The organism is Methylobacterium sp. WL116, from assembly GCF_008039455.1.
Taxonomy (GTDB): domain Bacteria; phylum Pseudomonadota; class Alphaproteobacteria; order Rhizobiales; family Beijerinckiaceae; genus Methylobacterium.
In genome coordinates this window covers 1-16,820 of the sequence record NZ_VRUV01000044.1, presented here as the reverse complement: position 1 = coordinate 16,820, position 16,820 = coordinate 1, and the positions used below count along the sequence as shown (strand labels likewise).

The 16,820-nt window shown below is 65.7% G+C and carries 18 protein-coding genes and 1 pseudogene; 14 read left to right on the top strand and 5 right to left on the bottom strand.

The features are described from left to right. The 12 genes from FV223_RS06415 to FV223_RS06360 all read left to right on the top strand — a co-directional run. The coding region (locus FV223_RS06415; RefSeq protein WP_147726023.1) for a DUF3341 domain-containing protein at positions 1-555 on the top strand (555 nt) is incomplete at its 5' end. Continuing rightward, positions 552-1,079: a cytochrome c gene (locus FV223_RS06410; RefSeq protein WP_147726022.1), complete on the top strand. Its 528-nt coding sequence runs from the start codon at positions 552-554 to the stop codon at positions 1,077-1,079. The genes FV223_RS06415 and FV223_RS06410, both read left to right, overlap by 4 nt. Then, on the top strand, positions 1,076-2,158 hold the full coding sequence (locus tag FV223_RS06405) for a hypothetical protein (protein ID WP_187274880.1): 1,083 nt from the start codon (positions 1,076-1,078) through the stop codon (positions 2,156-2,158). Before FV223_RS06410 ends, FV223_RS06405 begins: the two co-directional genes overlap by 4 nt. Continuing rightward, entirely contained in the window at positions 2,155-2,631 is a 477-nt protein-coding gene (locus tag FV223_RS06400) for a hypothetical protein (RefSeq protein WP_147726021.1), read from the top strand. The genes FV223_RS06405 and FV223_RS06400 overlap by 4 nt, the downstream gene beginning before the upstream one ends. A 4-nt stretch (positions 2,632-2,635) precedes the next feature. Beyond that, the gene (coxB, locus tag FV223_RS06395) at positions 2,636-3,613 is read left to right on the top strand and encodes a cytochrome c oxidase subunit II (RefSeq protein ID WP_147726020.1); all 978 of its coding nucleotides are present in this window, start codon (positions 2,636-2,638) and stop codon (positions 3,611-3,613) included. Then, on the top strand, positions 3,610-5,289 hold the full coding sequence (locus FV223_RS06390; protein ID WP_147726019.1) for a cbb3-type cytochrome c oxidase subunit I: 1,680 nt from the start codon (positions 3,610-3,612) through the stop codon (positions 5,287-5,289). Before coxB ends, FV223_RS06390 begins: the two co-directional genes overlap by 4 nt. Positions 5,290-5,299: 10 nt before the next feature. Then, the gene (locus FV223_RS06385; protein ID WP_147726018.1) at positions 5,300-5,959 is read left to right on the top strand and encodes a cytochrome c oxidase subunit 3; all 660 of its coding nucleotides are present in this window, start codon (positions 5,300-5,302) and stop codon (positions 5,957-5,959) included. A gap of 4 nt (positions 5,960-5,963) precedes the next feature. After that, on the top strand, positions 5,964-6,275 hold the full coding sequence (locus tag FV223_RS06380; RefSeq protein ID WP_147726017.1) for an oxidase: 312 nt from the start codon (positions 5,964-5,966) through the stop codon (positions 6,273-6,275). A 116-nt stretch (positions 6,276-6,391) separates the two neighbouring features. Beyond that, positions 6,392-7,210 carry a class II glutamine amidotransferase gene (locus FV223_RS06375; RefSeq protein ID WP_147726016.1) on the top strand — a complete coding sequence of 273 codons (819 nt, stop codon included), beginning with the start codon at positions 6,392-6,394 and terminating at the stop codon, positions 7,208-7,210. Between the two features lie 168 nt (positions 7,211-7,378). Then, positions 7,379-8,122: a NepR family anti-sigma factor gene (locus FV223_RS06370; RefSeq protein WP_147726015.1), complete on the top strand. Its 744-nt coding sequence runs from the start codon at positions 7,379-7,381 to the stop codon at positions 8,120-8,122. Between the two features lie 118 nt (positions 8,123-8,240). Then, a complete protein-coding gene (locus tag FV223_RS06365; RefSeq protein ID WP_147726014.1) occupies positions 8,241-8,654 on the top strand; it encodes a DUF1236 domain-containing protein in 414 nt (137 codons plus the stop codon). A gap of 147 nt (positions 8,655-8,801) precedes the next feature. After that, on the top strand, positions 8,802-9,092 hold the full coding sequence (locus FV223_RS06360) for a hypothetical protein (protein WP_147726013.1): 291 nt from the start codon (positions 8,802-8,804) through the stop codon (positions 9,090-9,092). 3 nt (positions 9,093-9,095) lie between these two features. Here FV223_RS06360 and mscL read toward each other — a convergent pair whose 3' ends face one another. From mscL to FV223_RS06345, 3 genes are all read right to left on the bottom strand, one after another. After that, entirely contained in the window at positions 9,096-9,524 is a 429-nt protein-coding gene (gene mscL, locus FV223_RS06355; protein ID WP_147726012.1) for a large conductance mechanosensitive channel protein MscL, read from the bottom strand. A gap of 80 nt (positions 9,525-9,604) precedes the next feature. Then, the gene (gene pssA / locus FV223_RS06350; RefSeq protein WP_147726011.1) at positions 9,605-10,441 is read right to left on the bottom strand and encodes a CDP-diacylglycerol--serine O-phosphatidyltransferase; all 837 of its coding nucleotides are present in this window, start codon (positions 10,439-10,441) and stop codon (positions 9,605-9,607) included. Between the two features lie 12 nt (positions 10,442-10,453). After that, complete coding sequence (locus tag FV223_RS06345) at positions 10,454-11,164, bottom strand: phosphatidylserine decarboxylase (RefSeq protein ID WP_147726010.1); 711 nt, start codon at positions 11,162-11,164, stop codon at positions 10,454-10,456. 1,139 nt (positions 11,165-12,303) lie between these two features. Here FV223_RS06345 and FV223_RS31585 point away from each other — a divergent pair. Then, positions 12,304-12,933 carry a hypothetical protein gene (locus FV223_RS31585; RefSeq protein WP_246689620.1) on the top strand — a complete coding sequence of 210 codons (630 nt, stop codon included), beginning with the start codon at positions 12,304-12,306 and terminating at the stop codon, positions 12,931-12,933. Between the two features lie 264 nt (positions 12,934-13,197). Beyond that, on the top strand, positions 13,198-13,986 hold the full coding sequence (locus FV223_RS31580; RefSeq protein ID WP_246689619.1) for a hypothetical protein: 789 nt from the start codon (positions 13,198-13,200) through the stop codon (positions 13,984-13,986). 527 nt (positions 13,987-14,513) lie between these two features. Here the strand turns inward: FV223_RS31580 and FV223_RS06335 are convergent. After that, positions 14,514-16,406: an ABC transporter ATP-binding protein/permease gene (locus tag FV223_RS06335; RefSeq protein ID WP_147726009.1), complete on the bottom strand. Its 1,893-nt coding sequence runs from the start codon at positions 16,404-16,406 to the stop codon at positions 14,514-14,516. A gap of 100 nt (positions 16,407-16,506) precedes the next feature. Further along, a pseudogene (locus FV223_RS06330) lies at positions 16,507-16,716 on the bottom strand (LysM peptidoglycan-binding domain-containing protein); the annotation flags it as partial. Between the last annotated feature and the right edge of the window lie 104 nt (positions 16,717-16,820).

Here is a 16,820-nt window from a genome sequence, read left to right as displayed (position 1 = left end):
GAGGACGCGCCGCTCTGGGGCGTCAGCGCCGCCTTCGCCTCGGAAGGTGACCTCGCGGCCGCCGCCGCCGCCCTGTCCGGCCGAGACGACGCCCACGTCCACCTGGACGCGCACGGCCCCGTGCCGATGCCGCGCGTGCTCCGCACCCTCGGGATCGCCGGGCGCTCGATCCGCGCCTACGCGATCCTCGGCGCGCTCGCGGGCGGCGCCGCCTTCTTCGGGATGTGCGTCTACGCGACGGCCTACGACTACGTGTTCCTGATCGGCGGGCGTCCGCGCTTCTCGTGGCCGTCCTTCGTGGTGCCGAGCCTGTCCTTCGCGATGATGAGCGGCACGATCGCGGTCCACCTTGCCTTGCTGATCCTGAACCGGTTGCCGCGCTTGAACCACCCGGCGTTCAACATCCCGGGGTTCCTGCGCGCGACGGACGACCGCTACTTCCTCTCGGCCGAAGCCCAGGGCGAGCGCTTCGACGCCGACCGCGTCGTGCGCAAGCTGGCGTCCCTGCCCACGGAAGCCGGCCGCCCGCTCGACATCCGCCGGGTGCCGCGATGAGGCGTCTCCTGGCCCTGCTCGCCGTCCTGCCGCTCGCGGCCTGCGGCGAAGCCGACATGAGCGAGCAGCCGCGTGCCAAGACCTGGGACAGGAACGGCTTCTTCCCGCAGGCGATGACGATGCGCCATCCCGTCGCCGGCACCGTGCCGCGGAACGATCCGGCCAGGCCGGCGGCGCAGCCAGCAAGCATCACCGAGACCCTGCTGGCGCGCGGGCGGGAGCGGTACGGCATCTACTGCACCCCGTGCCACGGCGCCTCGGGCGACGGCCGCGGGATCATCGTCGCGCGCGGCTTTCCCTCGGCCGGTCAGCTCACCACCGAACGCCAGCGTACGGCGTCGGCCGACGACCTGTACCACGCGATCTCGGAGGGGCACCGGGCGATGTACGGGATGGGCCAGATGATCCCCTCCGCGGATCGCTGGGCGATCATCGCCTATGTCCGCGCCCTGCAACGGAGCCAGGATACCGAGGTCGCGGGCCTGCCGCCCGAGGACCGGGCCAAGCTGGAGGCGTCGCGATGATGGCCGCTTACGCCTCGGCCGCACGGCGCCGTCCCATCGCGGTGCTGCTCCTCGGCGCCGGAGCATCGATCCTCGCCGTGCTGGCGGGTGGCTGGCGCGGGGCGGCCACGTCCTACCTGGCGGCTTGGCTCGCGCTACTCGCCCTGCCGGTCGGCGCGCTTCCGATCGCCATCGCGCTTGAGCGGTTCGGCCTGCGCGAGCACGACCGCGGCGAAGGCGAGCTTTCCAAGTCCTTGCGTCGCCTCGTCGGGCTGATGCCGGTGGCAGCGATCCTGGGCGTGCCCGTCCTGTTCGGCATCGGGCAGATCTATCGATGGACCGACGCGCCGCCCGCGACGCCGCTGGCCGCTTTGTGGTTCACGGTGCCGCTCTTCGCCCTGCGGGTGATCGCGTACCTCGCCGCCTGGGTCTGGCTCGCTGCGCGGTTCGTGGTCCCGGGCGAAACCCGCGACGGACGCACGATCTCCGGGGTCGCGCTGCATGCCGTCGTCGGAACCCTGGCCGTCACCGACCTCGTCGGATCCCTGGACCATCGGCTCGGCTCGAGCCTCGAAGGTGTGCTCGTGCTGACGGCCTGGAGCAGCTTGGCCCTGGCCGCGGCGATCCTCCTGGCACCGGAGGAGCCGACGCCGATCGGGCGCGGGCGCGCGGTCCCCGGGCAGGACCGGCTTGTGCCGCTGGTGGTCCTGCTGAGCCTCTGGGCCTTCCTGCACTTCGTGCAGTTCCTGATCGTCTGGTCGGCGAACCTTCCTCAGGAAGTCTTGTGGTACTTCGCTCGCGGCGGCTGGCTCGGCCGTGCGTTCGCGAGCCTCGGCGGGGCCGTCGTCCTGCTCGGCGCGCTCGCGACGCTTCGGCCGGGGCGCCCGACGACGCGGGTCTTGGCGGCGCTGGTGCTCGCGCTCCACGCGGTCGAGATGTTCTGGTTCGTGACGCCCGCTCTGCGCGACCGCTTCGTGATCGGCTGGAGCGACGCCTTCGCCGCGATCGCCGTCTGCTGCCTGGCCGTGGCCCTGCTGCCGGTGGCGCAACGCCTGATGCCCGTTCTCTCGCCCCGGCGCCGGCGGAGCGCGGTCGCATGAGCACCGAGCGCACGCAGCACCGGTTCGGCTTCGTCTCGTCGATCATCTCCGGCTTGGCAATCTTGCGCCGCCGTCCTTCCTCGCCCGGGACGGCGAAGGCATCCGGCGAGGCCGGATCCTCGGACGGGCCGGGCTACGAAACCTCTGACGTCCATGTCGGCAACACGGCCCGCGTGATGGCCGGGCTGATGGTGACAGCGCTCGCCGTGATCGGAGCGATGATCTGGCTGAAGACGATGGTCTCGACCGATCAGCGCCAGGCCCTGCCGAGCCTGACCGCGCAGCAGACCGCGCGGCTCGTTCCCCCGCCACCGAACCTTCAGGCCGACCCCTACGCCGACCTCGCTGCCGAGCGTGCGGCCGAAGGCCGGCAGCTCGACGGCTACGCCTTCCTCGACGCCTCGCGGCAGCGCGCGCGCATCCCGATCGACCGTGCCATGGCGCTGACGGTCGGCCGAACGCTGGACCCGTGAGCCGATGACGCCGAAGCACGCAGCCCTCGAGCTCTGGCCGGCGGCGGCCTCCGCCGTCGCGGTCGAGACCGACTACCTGATCCTCGCCTTCACGGTGCTCACGCTGGTGCTCACCGTGCCGGTGTTCCTGGCGATCACCTGGTTCGCGATCCGGTACCGCGACGGCCAGGAGGCCAACCGCGACACCAGCGGCATCCGCTCGAACCTGATCGAGATCAGCTGGATGCTGATCCCGTTCCTGCTGACGCTGATCTTCTTCGTCTGGGGCGCGCGGCTCTTCGTGATCTCGAAGAACCCGCCGCCCGACGCGATGGTGATCGAGGCGATCGGTCGGCAATGGATGTGGAAGTTCCAGCACCCGACCGGCCAATCCGAGATCAACGACCTGCATGTGCCGATGGGCCAGCCGATCAAGCTGCGGATCATCAGCCAGGACGTGATCCATGCGCTCTACCTGCCGGCGCTCCGGGTGCAGATGGCGGCCTTGCCCGACCGCTACACCGAGCTGTGGTTCAAGGCCGACAAGCCCGGCACCTTCCACCTGTACTGCTCGGAATATTGCGGCACCGACCACTCGGCGATGGAGGGCAGCCTGACGATCCTCAGCCAGGGGGACTACCAGGACTGGCTCACCCATTCCGGGGCGCAGCAATCGAAGGTCGCGGCCGGCAAGGCGATCTACAATGCCTACGGCTGCGGAACCTGCCACGACGACGGTTCGAACGTGCAGGCGCCGAAGCTCGCCGGCCTCTACGGACGGGCGGTGCGACTGGCGGACGGGCGCACGATCACGGCCGACGAGGACTACCTTCGCGACAAGATCCGCAACCCCAACGGCAACCGGCTCGCCGAGGGCTACAAGCAGATCATGCCGAGCTTCGCCGGCGTGATCCCGGAGGACGACCTCGGCCGCCTGATCGACTTCCTGAAATCGAACACCCGCACCGTGGGCGACGCAGCGTCCGGAGAGGCCACGCGATGAGCGCATCGGGCACGATCGACAGCGGGATCGCGAACCGCGAGCCGCACGCGCCGGAGGCGACGCTCGATCGTCCGGCCGACTATCTACACGCCCAATCGACCCTGCGCTCGTGGTTCCTCACCACCGACCACAAGCGCATCGCGATCCTCTACCTCGCCTCGATCACCGCGTTCTTCATCATCGGCGCCGTCGCCGCGGGCGTGGTGCGGCTGGCCCTCGTCGTGCCGAACGGCGCGGTGATGGCCAACGACACCTACAACAAGGCCTTCACCATCCACGGCGTGGTGATGGTGTGGTTCTTCCTGATCCCGTCGATCCCGGCGACCTTCGGCAACTTCCTGATCCCGCTGATGATCGGGGCGAAGGACCTCGCCTTCCCCAAGCTGAACCTCACGAGTTGGTACGTCTTCATGACGGGCGCGCTCTTCACGATGGTGTCGGTGGTGCTCGGCGGCATCGACACGGGCTGGACCTTCTACGCGCCGCTCTCCACCGCGTTCTCGAACGGCTGGGTCCTGCCGGCGCTGATCGGCGTGACGATCGTCGGGTTCTCGTCGATCCTGACGGGCCTGAACTTCGTCGTCACGATCCACACCATGCGCGCGCCCGGCATGACGTGGTTCAAGCTGCCGATCTTCGTCTGGACGCACTACGCCACCAGCCTGATCTTCCTGCTGGCGACGCCCGTGATCACCACGGCGCTGATCCTGCTGATCATGGAGCGCGCCTTCCACATCGGCGTGTTCGACCCGGCCTATGGCGGCGACCCGGTGCTGTTCCAGCACCTGTTCTGGTTCTACTCGCACCCGGCGGTGTACATCATGGTCCTGCCGGGCATGGGGGTGATCTCCGAGATCATCCCGGCCTTCGCCCAGAAGAAGCTCTTCGGCTACCGCTTCGTCGCCTATGCCGCGATCGGGCTCGCCTCGGTGACGTTCTTCGTCTGGGGCCACCATATGTTCATCAACGGGCAGAGCGATCTCGCCTCGCTCGCCTTCTCGGCGCTCTCCTTCGCGGTCGCCGTGCCCTCGGCGGTGAAGGTCTACAACTGGACTGCGACGATCCATAAGGGGAAGCTCCGCCTCGACACGCCGATGCTCTACGCGATGGGCTATATCGGCCTGTTCGTGCTCGGCGGCCTCACCGGCCTGTACCTGGCGACGCTGGCGATCAACCAGCACATCCATGCGACCTACTTCGTGGTCGCGCACTTCCACTACATCATGGTCGGCGGCACGGTGCTGGCCTTCCTCGGCGGGCTGCACTTCTGGTGGCCGAAGTTCACCGGCCGGATGTACAACGAGGCCTGGGGGCGGATCTCGGCGCTGCTGATCTTCCTCGGCTTCAACGTGACGTTCTTTCCGCAGTTCATCCTCGGCTACCTCGGCATGCCGCGACGCTACGCGACGTACCCGCCGGAATTCCAGATGCTGAACGTCCTCTCCTCGGCCGGCGCGACGATCCTGGCGGCGGGCTACATCTTCCCGATGCTCTACCTCGTCTATTCCCTGTGGTTCGGCAGGAAGGCGCCCGTGAATCCCTGGGACGCCAAGGGGCTCGAGTGGGAGACGACCTCGCCGCCGCCGACGCTCAACTTCGCGTCGCCGCCCGAGGTGCCGAGGGTTCCGTACGACTACCCGATCCAGGAGCAGGAAACCAAGGCGCAGCATCGATGAGGCAGCAGCGATGAGCACGGGTCTCGCCGACGGCGTCGGCATCAAGCGCGCCCACCATTTCGAGACCGTCGCGCAGCAGCGCTATGCCGCTACGCTCGGGATCTGGGCGTGGCTGATCACCGAGCTCCTGCTCTTCGCGGCCCTGTTCCTGGTGGCGCTGATCGTGCGGATCCAGCACCCGGAGGCGACGCAGGAGGCGGCGCGCCACCTGAAGTTCTGGATCGGCGCCGTCAACACGGTGGTGCTGATCGTCTCCAGCCTCACCATGTCGATGGCGATCGAGTTCTCGCGCATTGGCTGGCAGCGGGCGATGGTGCGAGCGATGCTGGCGACCGCCGCTCTCGGCAGCCTGTTCCTCGTGCTGAAGGGCTACGAGTACTACGCCGACTACGAGGAGCACATGATGCCGTTCCTCGGCTCGCGCCCCTACGAGCTGACGGCGAGCCCGGCCTCGCGCCTGTTCGTGAACCTCTACTACGTCGCGACGCTGTTGCACGGGCTGCACCTGCTGACCGGCATCTCGCTGCTGCTCGGCATGACCTGGATCGCGTCCAAGGCGGGGTTCCTGTCGCGGCACCAGAACTGGATCGAGATCTACGGCCTGTACTGGCACTTCATCGACCTGATCTGGATCATGGCCTTCCCGATCCTCTACGTCGTCAACCGGTAGCCCGATGCGCAGCCCGCTCGCGACCCTCTCCGACACCGACCGCGCGCTCCTGAAGGATCGGCTGCGCAAGCCGGTCCTGACCTTCCTCGCGCTGATGGGCCTGCTCGCGGTCAACGTCACCCTCGGCGCGACGCTGCCGTTCGAGCATGTCTGGGCGCTCGAGCTCGTCGTCGTCGCGGCGATGGCGCTCGTCGTCCTCCTCGTGTCGATGGAGGTGCTCCACGAGCCGCCGCTGGTGAAGCTGTTCTCGGGCCTCGGCTTCTTCTGGGTCGCGATCATGGTCGGCATGACGCTGACGGATTACCTCGGCCGCTGACGCGCGGTGCGGTTCACGGTTGTTCGCCGTCCGAAACGCACCTAAACCGAAGTGGACATCCGGGCGGCGGACGATCCGCGCCGAGGCCCCGCCCGATCAGGTAAGTTTCCGAGACGATGTGCGAACTGCTCGGCATGAGCGCGAACGTGCCCACCGACATCCGCTTCTCGTTCGCGGCGTTGGCGCGGCGCGGCGGCGAGACCGGTCCGCACGCGGACGGATGGGGCATCAGCTTCTACGAGGGCCGCGGCTGCCGCAGCTTCCACGAGCCCGAGCCGAGCGCGAAGTCGGAACTCGCCCGCCTGCTGCGCGACTACAAGATCAAGAGCCGCATCGTCATCGGGCACGTGCGCAAGGCCAATCGCGGCCGCGTCAGCCTCGAGAACACCCATCCGTTCTCGCGCGAGCTCTGGGGCCGGCGCTGGACCTTCGCGCATAACGGTCAGCTCAAGGGGGTGAAGAAGCTTCCGCTCGGCGGGTTCATGCCGATCGGGTCGACGGACAGCGAGTACGCCTTCTGCTGGATGCTCGGCCGCCTGCAGGGGCGCTTCTCGGCCCTGCCCAAGCCCGCGCTGCTCGACCGCGCGGTGGCCGACCTCTGCGCCGAGCTGCACGCGCTCGGCGTGTTCAACATGCTGCTCTCCGACAGCCGAACCCTCTACGCCCATTGCGGCAAGCGCCTGTGCTACCTCACCCGCCGGGCGCCCTTCGGCACGGCGACGCTGATCGACGAGGATTGGCGGGTGGACTTCGCCCAGGAGACCACCGAGCGCGACGTCGTGTCGGTGGTGGCGACGCAGGCGCTGACCCGCGACGAATGCTGGACCGACCTCGCGCGCGGTGACGTCATCACCCTGCGCGACGGCGCGATCCGCCTGCTGAAACCCGGCGCGCCGGCGGCGGCCACCGTCGTCGTCGCGCCGAAGCCCTGTTGAGGCGAGGCGCGACGCACTTGGATGTGACGGTCGCGAAGGTGCAAGCGCGGCCGCGATAGGCTAAAGACACGGAACAACTCGAACGGCTCAGGCGCGAGCCGCACACGTTCCGCCTCGCGGCTTCGGACCACCCGCGAGCCCGCAGAAGACCGTAGATTGCGACGCATCATGACCCGCGACGAGACCGACACCCTTCCGAGCCAGTCTGGAAACGGCGACAAGGATGCGCGGCCGAACCTGTCGCACACCATCCGCTCCCATCTCGGCGACCATCTGCGCAGCGCCTACGACACGTTGGGCCAGACCGAGCTGCCGAGCCGCTTCGCCGAGCTGATCGCGAAGCTCGAGGCGGCGCTCAAGGCCCGCGGCGAGGCGATCGAGCCGGAGTTCCGCAACGGCCTGCTCGCGGCCGTGCCGAGCCTGCGCGCCTTCGCCCTGTCGCTGACCTCGAACCCGGCCCGCTCCGACGACCTCGTGCAGGATACGCTGATGAAGGGCTGGCAGCATCGCGCCCGCTTCCAGCCCGGCACCAACCTGAACGCGTGGCTGTTCACGATCCTGCGCAACATCTTCTACTCGGACCACCGCAAGCGGGTCCGCGAGGTCGAGGATCAGGACGGCTCCTACGCCGCGCGCCTGGCCACCGCCCCGCACCAGGGCGACCGCCTCGACGTCGAGGACCTGCAGACGGCGCTCGCCAAGCTCCCGCCCGACCAGCGCGAGGCGCTGGTGCTCGTCGGCGCCGAGGGCGTCTCCTACGAGGAGGCGGCGACCATCATGGGCTGCAAGGTCGGCACCGTGAAGAGCCGCGTCAGCCGGGCCCGGGGGCGGCTCGCCGAGCTGCTGGGCTACGACGAGGAAGACCTCGGCTCCGACCGGTTCATCCAGTCGGCGATGCCCAAGGACGCCTGAGAGAACGCCCGACGATCGGTCTTTTTTGACGCATCCGTTTCCGGTGGTCGTGCGTTACCGGCCCGACACTCGCACGGCGCCGGTTGGCGCGGCGAGCATCGGAAGACGGAGCTTTGCCATGCAGTTCAAGACCCTTCTGGCCGCCTCGGCCCTCGTTCTCGCCCTGCCGCTCGCCGCACAGGCGCAGGGCACCATCCGCGGTGCCGAGCGCGGCGCCGAGACCGGCTCCGATATCGGCGGCCCGATCGGCGGGATCGTCGGCGGCGCGGTGGGCGCGGCGACCGGCACCGTCGGCGGCATCCTCGGCGTCGACATGCAGCCGCGCTTCCGCAGCTACGTCCGCGAGCGCAACGTGCGCTCCTACGATTACGACGGCCGCGTCGCCGTCGGCACCACCCTGCCGGGCGACGGCGTGACCTACTACGACGTGCCCGACGAGTACCGCGTCCAGCCGGGCACCCGCTACACCGTGATCAACAACCGCCCGGTCCTCGTCGATCGCGGCCACCGCATCGTCGAAGTGATCGACTAGGCGTTTCATCGCCGCGCGACGTGCGAGGGCTCCGGGGCGACAGGCTCCGGGGCCCTTTTCCTTGGCGCCCACCGCACGCTCGGCCGCCCATGCAACGCTTCGCCGCATCGCCCGTTATGGCTCTGACGGCGAACGGGAATTCCCACCATGAACGACGACGCCATCGATCCGAAGGCCGGGCTTCCGGAGCCGGTCCGCGACCATCTCGGCCAGCAGCTGCGCTCGATGCTGTCGGTGGGCCAGGAGAAGCCGCGCTTCCTCGGCGACGATCCCGCGCCCGACGCCACCTTCGCGCCGCAGCTTCAGCGCCTGGAGACCCGGCTCAAGACCCACGAGGAGGGCACGGGCGCCGTCGAGCACGCCCTCGACCGCATCCTCGATGCCTTCGGCGTCACCCCCGACGACGGCAAGCCCGCCGGCACCAAGCCGACGGCCTGAGGGTCAGACCTTCGGGCGCGTCGCGAGCAGGTCGCGGATCTCGCCGAGGATCTTCACGTCGGCCGGCACCTCGGCGACGGCCTCGGGCTTGGCCTCCTCCTTGGTCACGAGCTTGTTCATCGCGCGGATGACCAGGAACAGCACGAAGGCGACGATCATGAAGTTGATCGCCACGGTGATGAACTGGCCGTAGCCAATCACCGCGCCCTGCTTCTTCGCCTCGGCATAGGCCGCGCCGGCCTGCACCTTCGACGACAGCGGCAGGTAGTAGTTCGAGAAGTCGAGCCCGCCGGTGATCGCGCCGATCATCGGCATGAACACGTCCTGCACCGCCGAGGTGACGATCGCCCCGAAGGCGGCGCCGATGATCACGCCGACGGCGAGATCGACCACGTTGCCGCGCAGCGCGAACTTCTTGAACTCTTCGAGCATGGCGGGTCCCCAGCCTTCAGGTGCCTCACGCTACGCGTGGCGGCGGGGGCCGCCAAGCGCACGCGGGCCGGCATCCACCGTCAGATCGCCGAGGCCGGGTCCTCGCCGGACTCGATGCGGGCCGCCGGCTCGAGCCGGGCGCGGCGGCGGTACTGCGCGGCACCGATCGGCAGGCCGACGATGTAGGCGGCGCTGATCGCCACCAGCGATTCGAACGGGAACGAGATCAGCAGGCCGAAGGCGGCGACGCCCGCCAGGAAGATCGGCAGCACCCACCCGCGCGGCACGCGCTTGCCCATGGTCTTGCCGGAGAAGGTCGGCACGGTGGAGACCACCAGCAGGGCGATGCCGAGCACGTAGACCAGGATCGCCGGCGCCGCCCAGGCCTCGAAGCCAAAGCCGAGGAAGTGCAGGTAGAGCGGCAGCATCGCCGTCATTGCGCCGGCCGGGGCCGGCATGCCGACGAAGTAGTCCTTCTTCCATTCCGGGCGGTTCGGGTCGTCGAGCATCGCGTTGAAGCGGGCGAGCCGCAGCGCCATCGCGATGGCGAAGATCAGCGCCACGATCCAGCCGAGCGATTTCAGGTTGTGGAGCGCGAAGCCGTAGAGGATCAGCGCCGGCGCGCAGCCGAAGTTGACGAAGTCGGCCAGCGAATCGAGCTCGGCCCCGAAGCGCGAGGTGCCCTTCAGGAGCCGCGCCACCCGCCCGTCGATGCCGTCGAGCACGGCCGCCGCGATGATCGCGATCACCGCCGGCTCGAACTTGCCCTCGAAGGCCAGGCGGATCGCGGTCAGCCCGAGGCAGAGCGCCATCAGGGTGATCATGTTGGGCGCGATCATCCGGAACGGCACCGGCTTGAACCGGCGCGGCCGCGGCTCGTTCGCGTCCGGCTCGAAGGGCGGGAAGAGATCGTCCATCGCCCCCTCCCCTCAGATGCGCCGGAACGAACGCTCGGGCCCGCCGCCGAGGTCGGCGAGCACGGTCTCGCCGGCGACCGCCTTCTGGCCGAGGCCGACCAGCACGCAGGTGCCGACGGGCAGGTACACGTCGACCCGCGAGCCGAAGCGGATCAGTCCGAAGCGCTCGCCCACCGAGAGCTGGTCGCCGGCCGAGACGAAGCCGACGATGCGGCGCGCCACGAGGCCGGCGATCTGCACCACGCCGACCCGCACGGGCTGGCCGCCGTGCACGGTCTCCATCACCATCCCGTTGCGCTCGTTGTCCTCGCTCGCCTTGTCGAGCTCGGCGTTGAGGAACAGCCCCGGCGTGTAGTGGATCTGCCCGATCTTGCCCGTCACCGGCACGCGGTTCACGTGGCAGTCGAACACGTTCATGAACACCGAGACCCGGGTCATCGGCACCTGGGGCAGGTCGAGCTCGGGCGGCGGCAGCACGGTCGAGATCAGGTTCACCCGCCCGTCCGCCGGCGAGACCACGAGGCCCTCGGCCACCGGCGTCACCCGCTCGGGGTCGCGGAAGAAGTAGCAGACCCACAGGGTCAGGATCAGGAACACCCAGCCGAAGAACTGCGAGAAGGTGCCGGCCAGCACGGTGAGCACGATCCCGATCACGATGAAGGGGTAGCCCTCCTTGTGGATCGGGACGAGCGTCCGGCGGATCGTCAGGAGAAGGTCGTTCATGCGGTCTTTCGGAAGGGGCGCGCGAAGGGCGCGGGGCCAACGGGATTTTGACCCGCGCGATGGCAGCCCAGGGCGCGAAGGTCAACCGCCGGCGCCGTCGCGCGGGGGTCTGGCCGCCCCATCGGACCGACATCCGCCCCGTCATTCCGGGGCGCTGAAGGCGAGCCCGGAACCCAGAGCCGCCGACGCGAGCAAGGTCCGGCACCCTCGGCGCGTCTGGATTCCGGGCTCCGCTGCGCGGCCCCGGAATGACGGTCGATGGCATCCGATCGTCCAGGCACGCCAAGACCACCCCGCGCGGAAAGCCTCCGCCGGCGGCATGGCCCCGACATCACGGACAGGAGACGCGGGACGCCGCGGAACCCTGGGATGATGCGCAATGAGCCGGTTCCCCGGCGCCCCGCGGTGCCGGGCCCCGAGAACGCGGGCACCCGGCGCCGATTTGTCGTCGCGGCTTTACGTACCGCACGGCCCCGCCGCCGCGGCCCGCGCGACGCGGGCCCCGGTCACGTATCCGGCCACGTAGGGCCGGGTCGCCCCGGCGACAGCCGGAACGGGCGATCCCCGCACCCTCCCTAACGTCGGGACGGGCTCAGGTCTCTTCTGAGGGCGCTCCGCTTGCGGGCGACAGCCCGCCGCTCGGTGCGCCCCGCGCCGCGCATTATGGACGCCGTATCGCGGCGGGTTGATCGACCCACCGCGCAGGACCGCCACGCTGCCGACCGCCCCGTCGATCACCGGGCCGGCTCCTGACGGCGGCCCCGGGACGAAACGCAGCCCCGGCGCCGTGCAGCGCGTGATGGGGTTATAGGCATGTTATAGGAATTTTGTCAATATGCTGACACGCGAGCTAGCCTCGACCAGATGCCTTTTATGAAAGCCGCATACAACTTATTTTGGACGCCAAACACGCTCATTTTCAATTAAGGAAGACACTCACAGCGTAAGCTGCAGGCGCATGGCGGGGCCGACTAACCAAGAGACGAATAGCCCGAGCGGCAGTGCCATCATGTGGTTGCCCTCATGCGGTGCGCTCGGCATTTTGAGATCCGACGGGCATTGTTTTGAAATCGGACGGGCGTTCACCATTCGCATCGGGGGCAAGTGTGAAGCCCAAGTCGATTGACCTGGCATCCGAGGTGAAACGCGCCACCTTACCGGATGGCCTAAATGGATTTCTTTTCCCCTTGTTCGAGGCTGTTTCTAATTCCCTCCATTCGATTGAGGAACGGTGGGGTGATGCTGCAGAGAACAAGGGAATCATCGAAATCGAATTTTTGAGCACTAACCGAGAGATCATCATCGCCGATAATGGGATTGGTTTTGACGAGAAAAACTTAGGAGCTTTTCTAACTCCCCTTACGGGGAATAAATATGAGCGAGGAGGTAAGGGATTTGGTCGTTTTATTGCCTTCAAAAATTTTAGAGAAGTATTTTATTCGTCTCGGCAAATCGATCTACGTGGCGTCAGCTCCGGCGGCGTTTATAGATACGAGCCATTTGCTAGCGATGACAATCTAATCGAAGTTCCGATCAATGGAGGGGCCGGCGCCCATCGGTTCGGTACGGGCCTCACAGCACTACTAAAATCACCATCTGAAGAGAGCAGTGCTTATTTTGATCTCGCCGGACCACAATATTCGAGCGGGGATGCGCAAACATCTATTGCTTCTGCAGTGCTTGATCACTTTTTAATCGAATTTATTCAAAGAAAAGTACCGAAGCATACCATATTGACAGTCGATGAAATTCCAATCAATATTAATTAATATTTTAATAGATCCCTTTCCGTCGGTGGATCGCGGACGGAATATCTTGAGATTGCACAGGCGAACAGAAAATTCGAATTCAGTTATTTTAAGATTGGAGAAGCGCAGGCCAAGAAACATAGGCTATATTTCTATGCAAATAATCGAGCAGCGAGCGAACTTGAGAACATTTCATCCGGCCTGAACGACAAACCATTCGTAGAACCTTCTGAAAAGGGTCCACGACGGTATTACTATCTAGTAGCGGTATCTAGCGATTTTTTCATGTCTTCTCAATCTCGCGACCGAATTACAAACTTGCATGCAAAAATTGAATATGATGGCAATAAAAAATCCGTTAAAGATCATCTTATTGCTATGGCTAAGCAGCATATACTTGAAATTGAAAGCTCATACACCAGCGAGCGGCGGGCTAGAATGGTCGCCGATGTCGAGCATTTGATCGCTATAGATCCTCTGCTACGCCGGGGTCTTGGTAACAAATCAGCTGCGGATTTTGTGGGAAAACGGTCGATCACCGAGACGCGGGAGCAGCTTGCACAAGATTTATTTGTAGAGCGATTTCGCAGAAAATTTGACTTCTCAAAAATTAGCCAAAACGCGAGCATTGAACTGCTAGAGAATCTCGTAAAAACCCAAATTCCAGAAGACGCTAAAGAAGCTTTAGCTGTGTATGTTGCTTATCGTAATCATGTTATTACTATCTTTCGCGAGCTGTTAAAAAAACAAGAGGGTATCCTAGCGACGGAAGACAAAGTACATACACTTATTTACCCGCGCTATAAAGATAGCGATGAGATTGACTACAGCGCGCACAACCTATGGCTCATAGATGATGACCTAGCCTACGCGCAATATATTTCGAGTGATCGTACACCCCAAGGACCGCATCGGGCGAAAGGCGAATACGCCCATGATCTTCTTATAAATAACCAGAATGAGCTTATGGTCGTAGAAATGAAACGACCTCAAAAAACAGGATACAAATCTGATGGTGATGAGTTAACAGATGATCCAGTGGATCAGATGAAAAAAAATTTCAGCTATTCGTAAGATATGCAAAATAAAAACTTCTGGCAATCGAGAAATTACTATTCCATCCGATAAGATGGTTCGCGGATATGTTCTTGTAGATTGGAATGACAGTCTTCAGAGTTATCTTAAAAACGAAGATTTCGTCATAACAAACTATGGCGGCCAGATGGCGTACCGATATTATGGCGGATTGAACCTGATGCTTGAAGTGCTCGCCTTCGATCGGTTGGTCGATCGTGCCACGAACAGGAATGAGGCCTTCGTTCAAATGCTTGAAGGGCGATCTACATACGATCGGAAGCCAAAGGGGACACTCGGGAGCCTCCATGCAGCCGCGCGAGCGGTATAGTAACTGACCAAAATTTTATTGCGCAACCGCTAAGCGTTGCTTCTGCGCAATGGAAAATTTGGAACCTTCGCTCGACCGGACCGAAAGAATAATCTCAAAACCTTTAATGCAGTAAGTAAATTCCACTACTTGGGCTAGCTGTGTTAACGAGCGCAGCTTGTTTTAGTTTGCGAATGGTACTCTAGCATGTGATACTTTACTCCGCAGCGATTGCATCTTGGCGTGCTGCGGCTTCCTCAGCCCGGCGCAAGGCCGCCCGCGCCGCGTCCGCCTCGCGCTGGCGGTTCCACAGGGCGGCGTAGACCCCGTCCTGGTCGAGCAGTGCGGCGTGGGTGCCGCGCTCGACGATGACGCCCTTGTCGAGCACCAGGATCTCGTCGGCGTTGACCACCGTCGAGAGGCGGTGGGCGATGACCAGGGTGGTGCGGCCCTTCGCGATGCGGTCGAGCGCGTCCTGGATCTGCGATTCGGTGAAGCTGTCCAGCGCCGAGGTCGCCTCGTCGAGGACGAGGATCGGCGGGCTCTTCAGGATGGTGCGGGCGATGGCGACGCGCTGCTTCTCGCCGCCCGAGAGCTTCAGGCCGCGCTCGCCCACCGGCGTGTCGTAGCCCTCCGGCAGGCCCTCGATGAAGCGGTCGATCTGGGCGAGGCGGGCGGCCTCGCGCATCTCGGCCTCGCTCGCCTCCCAGCGGCCGTAGCGGATGTTGTAGCCGATCGTGTCGTTGAACAGCACCGTGTCCTGCGGCACCATGCCGATGACGGCGCGCAGCGAATCCTGGCGCACCGCGGCGATGTCCTGCCCGTCGATGGCGATGCGGCCGCTCTGCGGCTCGTAGAACCGAAACAGCAGGCGCGAGAGCGTCGACTTGCCGGCGCCCGAGGGGCCGACGATCGCCACGGTCTTGCCCGAGGGCACCGTGAACGAGACGCCGCGCAGGATCGGCCGGTCCGGGTTGTAGGCGAAGTGCACGTTCTCGAAGCGCACCTCGGCCGGGCCGGCGACCAGCGCCGGGGCGTTCGGCCGGTCCGCGATCTCCGGGTTGCGGTGGAGGATGCGGAACATGTCGTCGATGTCGATCAGCGCCTGTTTGATCTCGCGGTAGATCATGCCCATGAAGTTCAGCGGCATCGAGAGCTGCACCAGCATGGTGTTGGCGAGCACGAAGCCGCCGATGGTGGTGCGCCCCGCGAGGATGTCGCGGGCGGCGAGCCACATCACCGCGGTCATGCCCAGCGTGAAGATCAGCGCCTGGCCGGCGTTGAGGACGGCCAGCGACACGTAGGTCTGCGTCGAGGCCTTTTCGTACCGGGCCATCGCGCCGTCGAAGCGCTGGGTCTCGCGGGCCTCGGCGCCGAAATACTTCACCGTCTCGTAGTTCAGCAGCGAGTCGACCGACTTGGTGTTGGCGTCGGTGTCGGACTCGTTCATGCGGCGGCGGATCGCGATCCGCCACTCGGTCGCCTTGTAGGTGAAGCCGAGATAGGCCGCGACCATCACGAAGACGACCAGGGAGTAGGTCCAGTCGAACTCCCAGGCCAGCACGCCGAGCACCAGAACGAACTCGACGATGGTCGGCACCAGCGTCAGCACCATCAGGCGCGACAGCTCCTCGATGCCCGAGCGCCCGCGCTCCAGCACCCGCGTCAGCCCGCCGGTCTTGCGCTCGAGGTGGAAGCGCAGAGAGAGCTGGTGCATGTGCTGGAAGGTCTTCAGCGCCAGGCGGCGCACCGCGTGCATCGCCACCTTGGCGAACAGCCCGTCGCGCGCCTGCGTCAGCCCGGCCATCAGGATGCGCGAGGCGCCGTAGATCGCGATCAAGAGCATCGGCGCGGCGAAGATCCCGGTCGGCACCTGCTCCTTGCCGTGCTCCTGGCCGCCGACCGCCGCGACCAGCGCGTCGGTGATCCACTTGAAGGTGAACGGCGTCACCATCGTCACCAGCTTGGCCACCAGCAGCAGCCCGAACGCCAGGAAGACCCGCCGCTGCAGATCCGGCCGGCCGTAGGGCCAGAGATACGGCCACAGCCGGCGATAGGTGGCGACGAGGCCCGGGCGCGCGTCGGGCGCCGGCGGGGGAGTGGAGGTCATACGCGATTGTCCGGAAGAGGAGGCTCGCCCCGGCATATAAGCCGGCGCCGCCCGTGGCACACCCGCAGCCGCCGCGGGGCGGGGCGGCGTGGGGGAATCCTCAGCCGTTCCTGCCCGCCTTCGCGTCCTTGCCGTCGCCCGGCAGCACGAAGATCTGGCCGGGATAGATCAGGTCCGGGTTGCGGATCTGCTCCTGGTTGGCATCGTAGATCACGGTGTAGCGGTCGCCCGCGCCGTAGGTGCGCCGGCTGATCTGCCACAGGCTGTCGCCGCGGATGATCTTGGCCGTGCTCACCGCGGGGACGAACACCCCCGCCCGCGGCGGCTCCGGGTGTGCCACGGGCGGCGCCGGCTTATATGCCGGGGCGAGCCTCCTCTTCCGGACAATCGCGTATGACCTCCACTCCCCCGCCG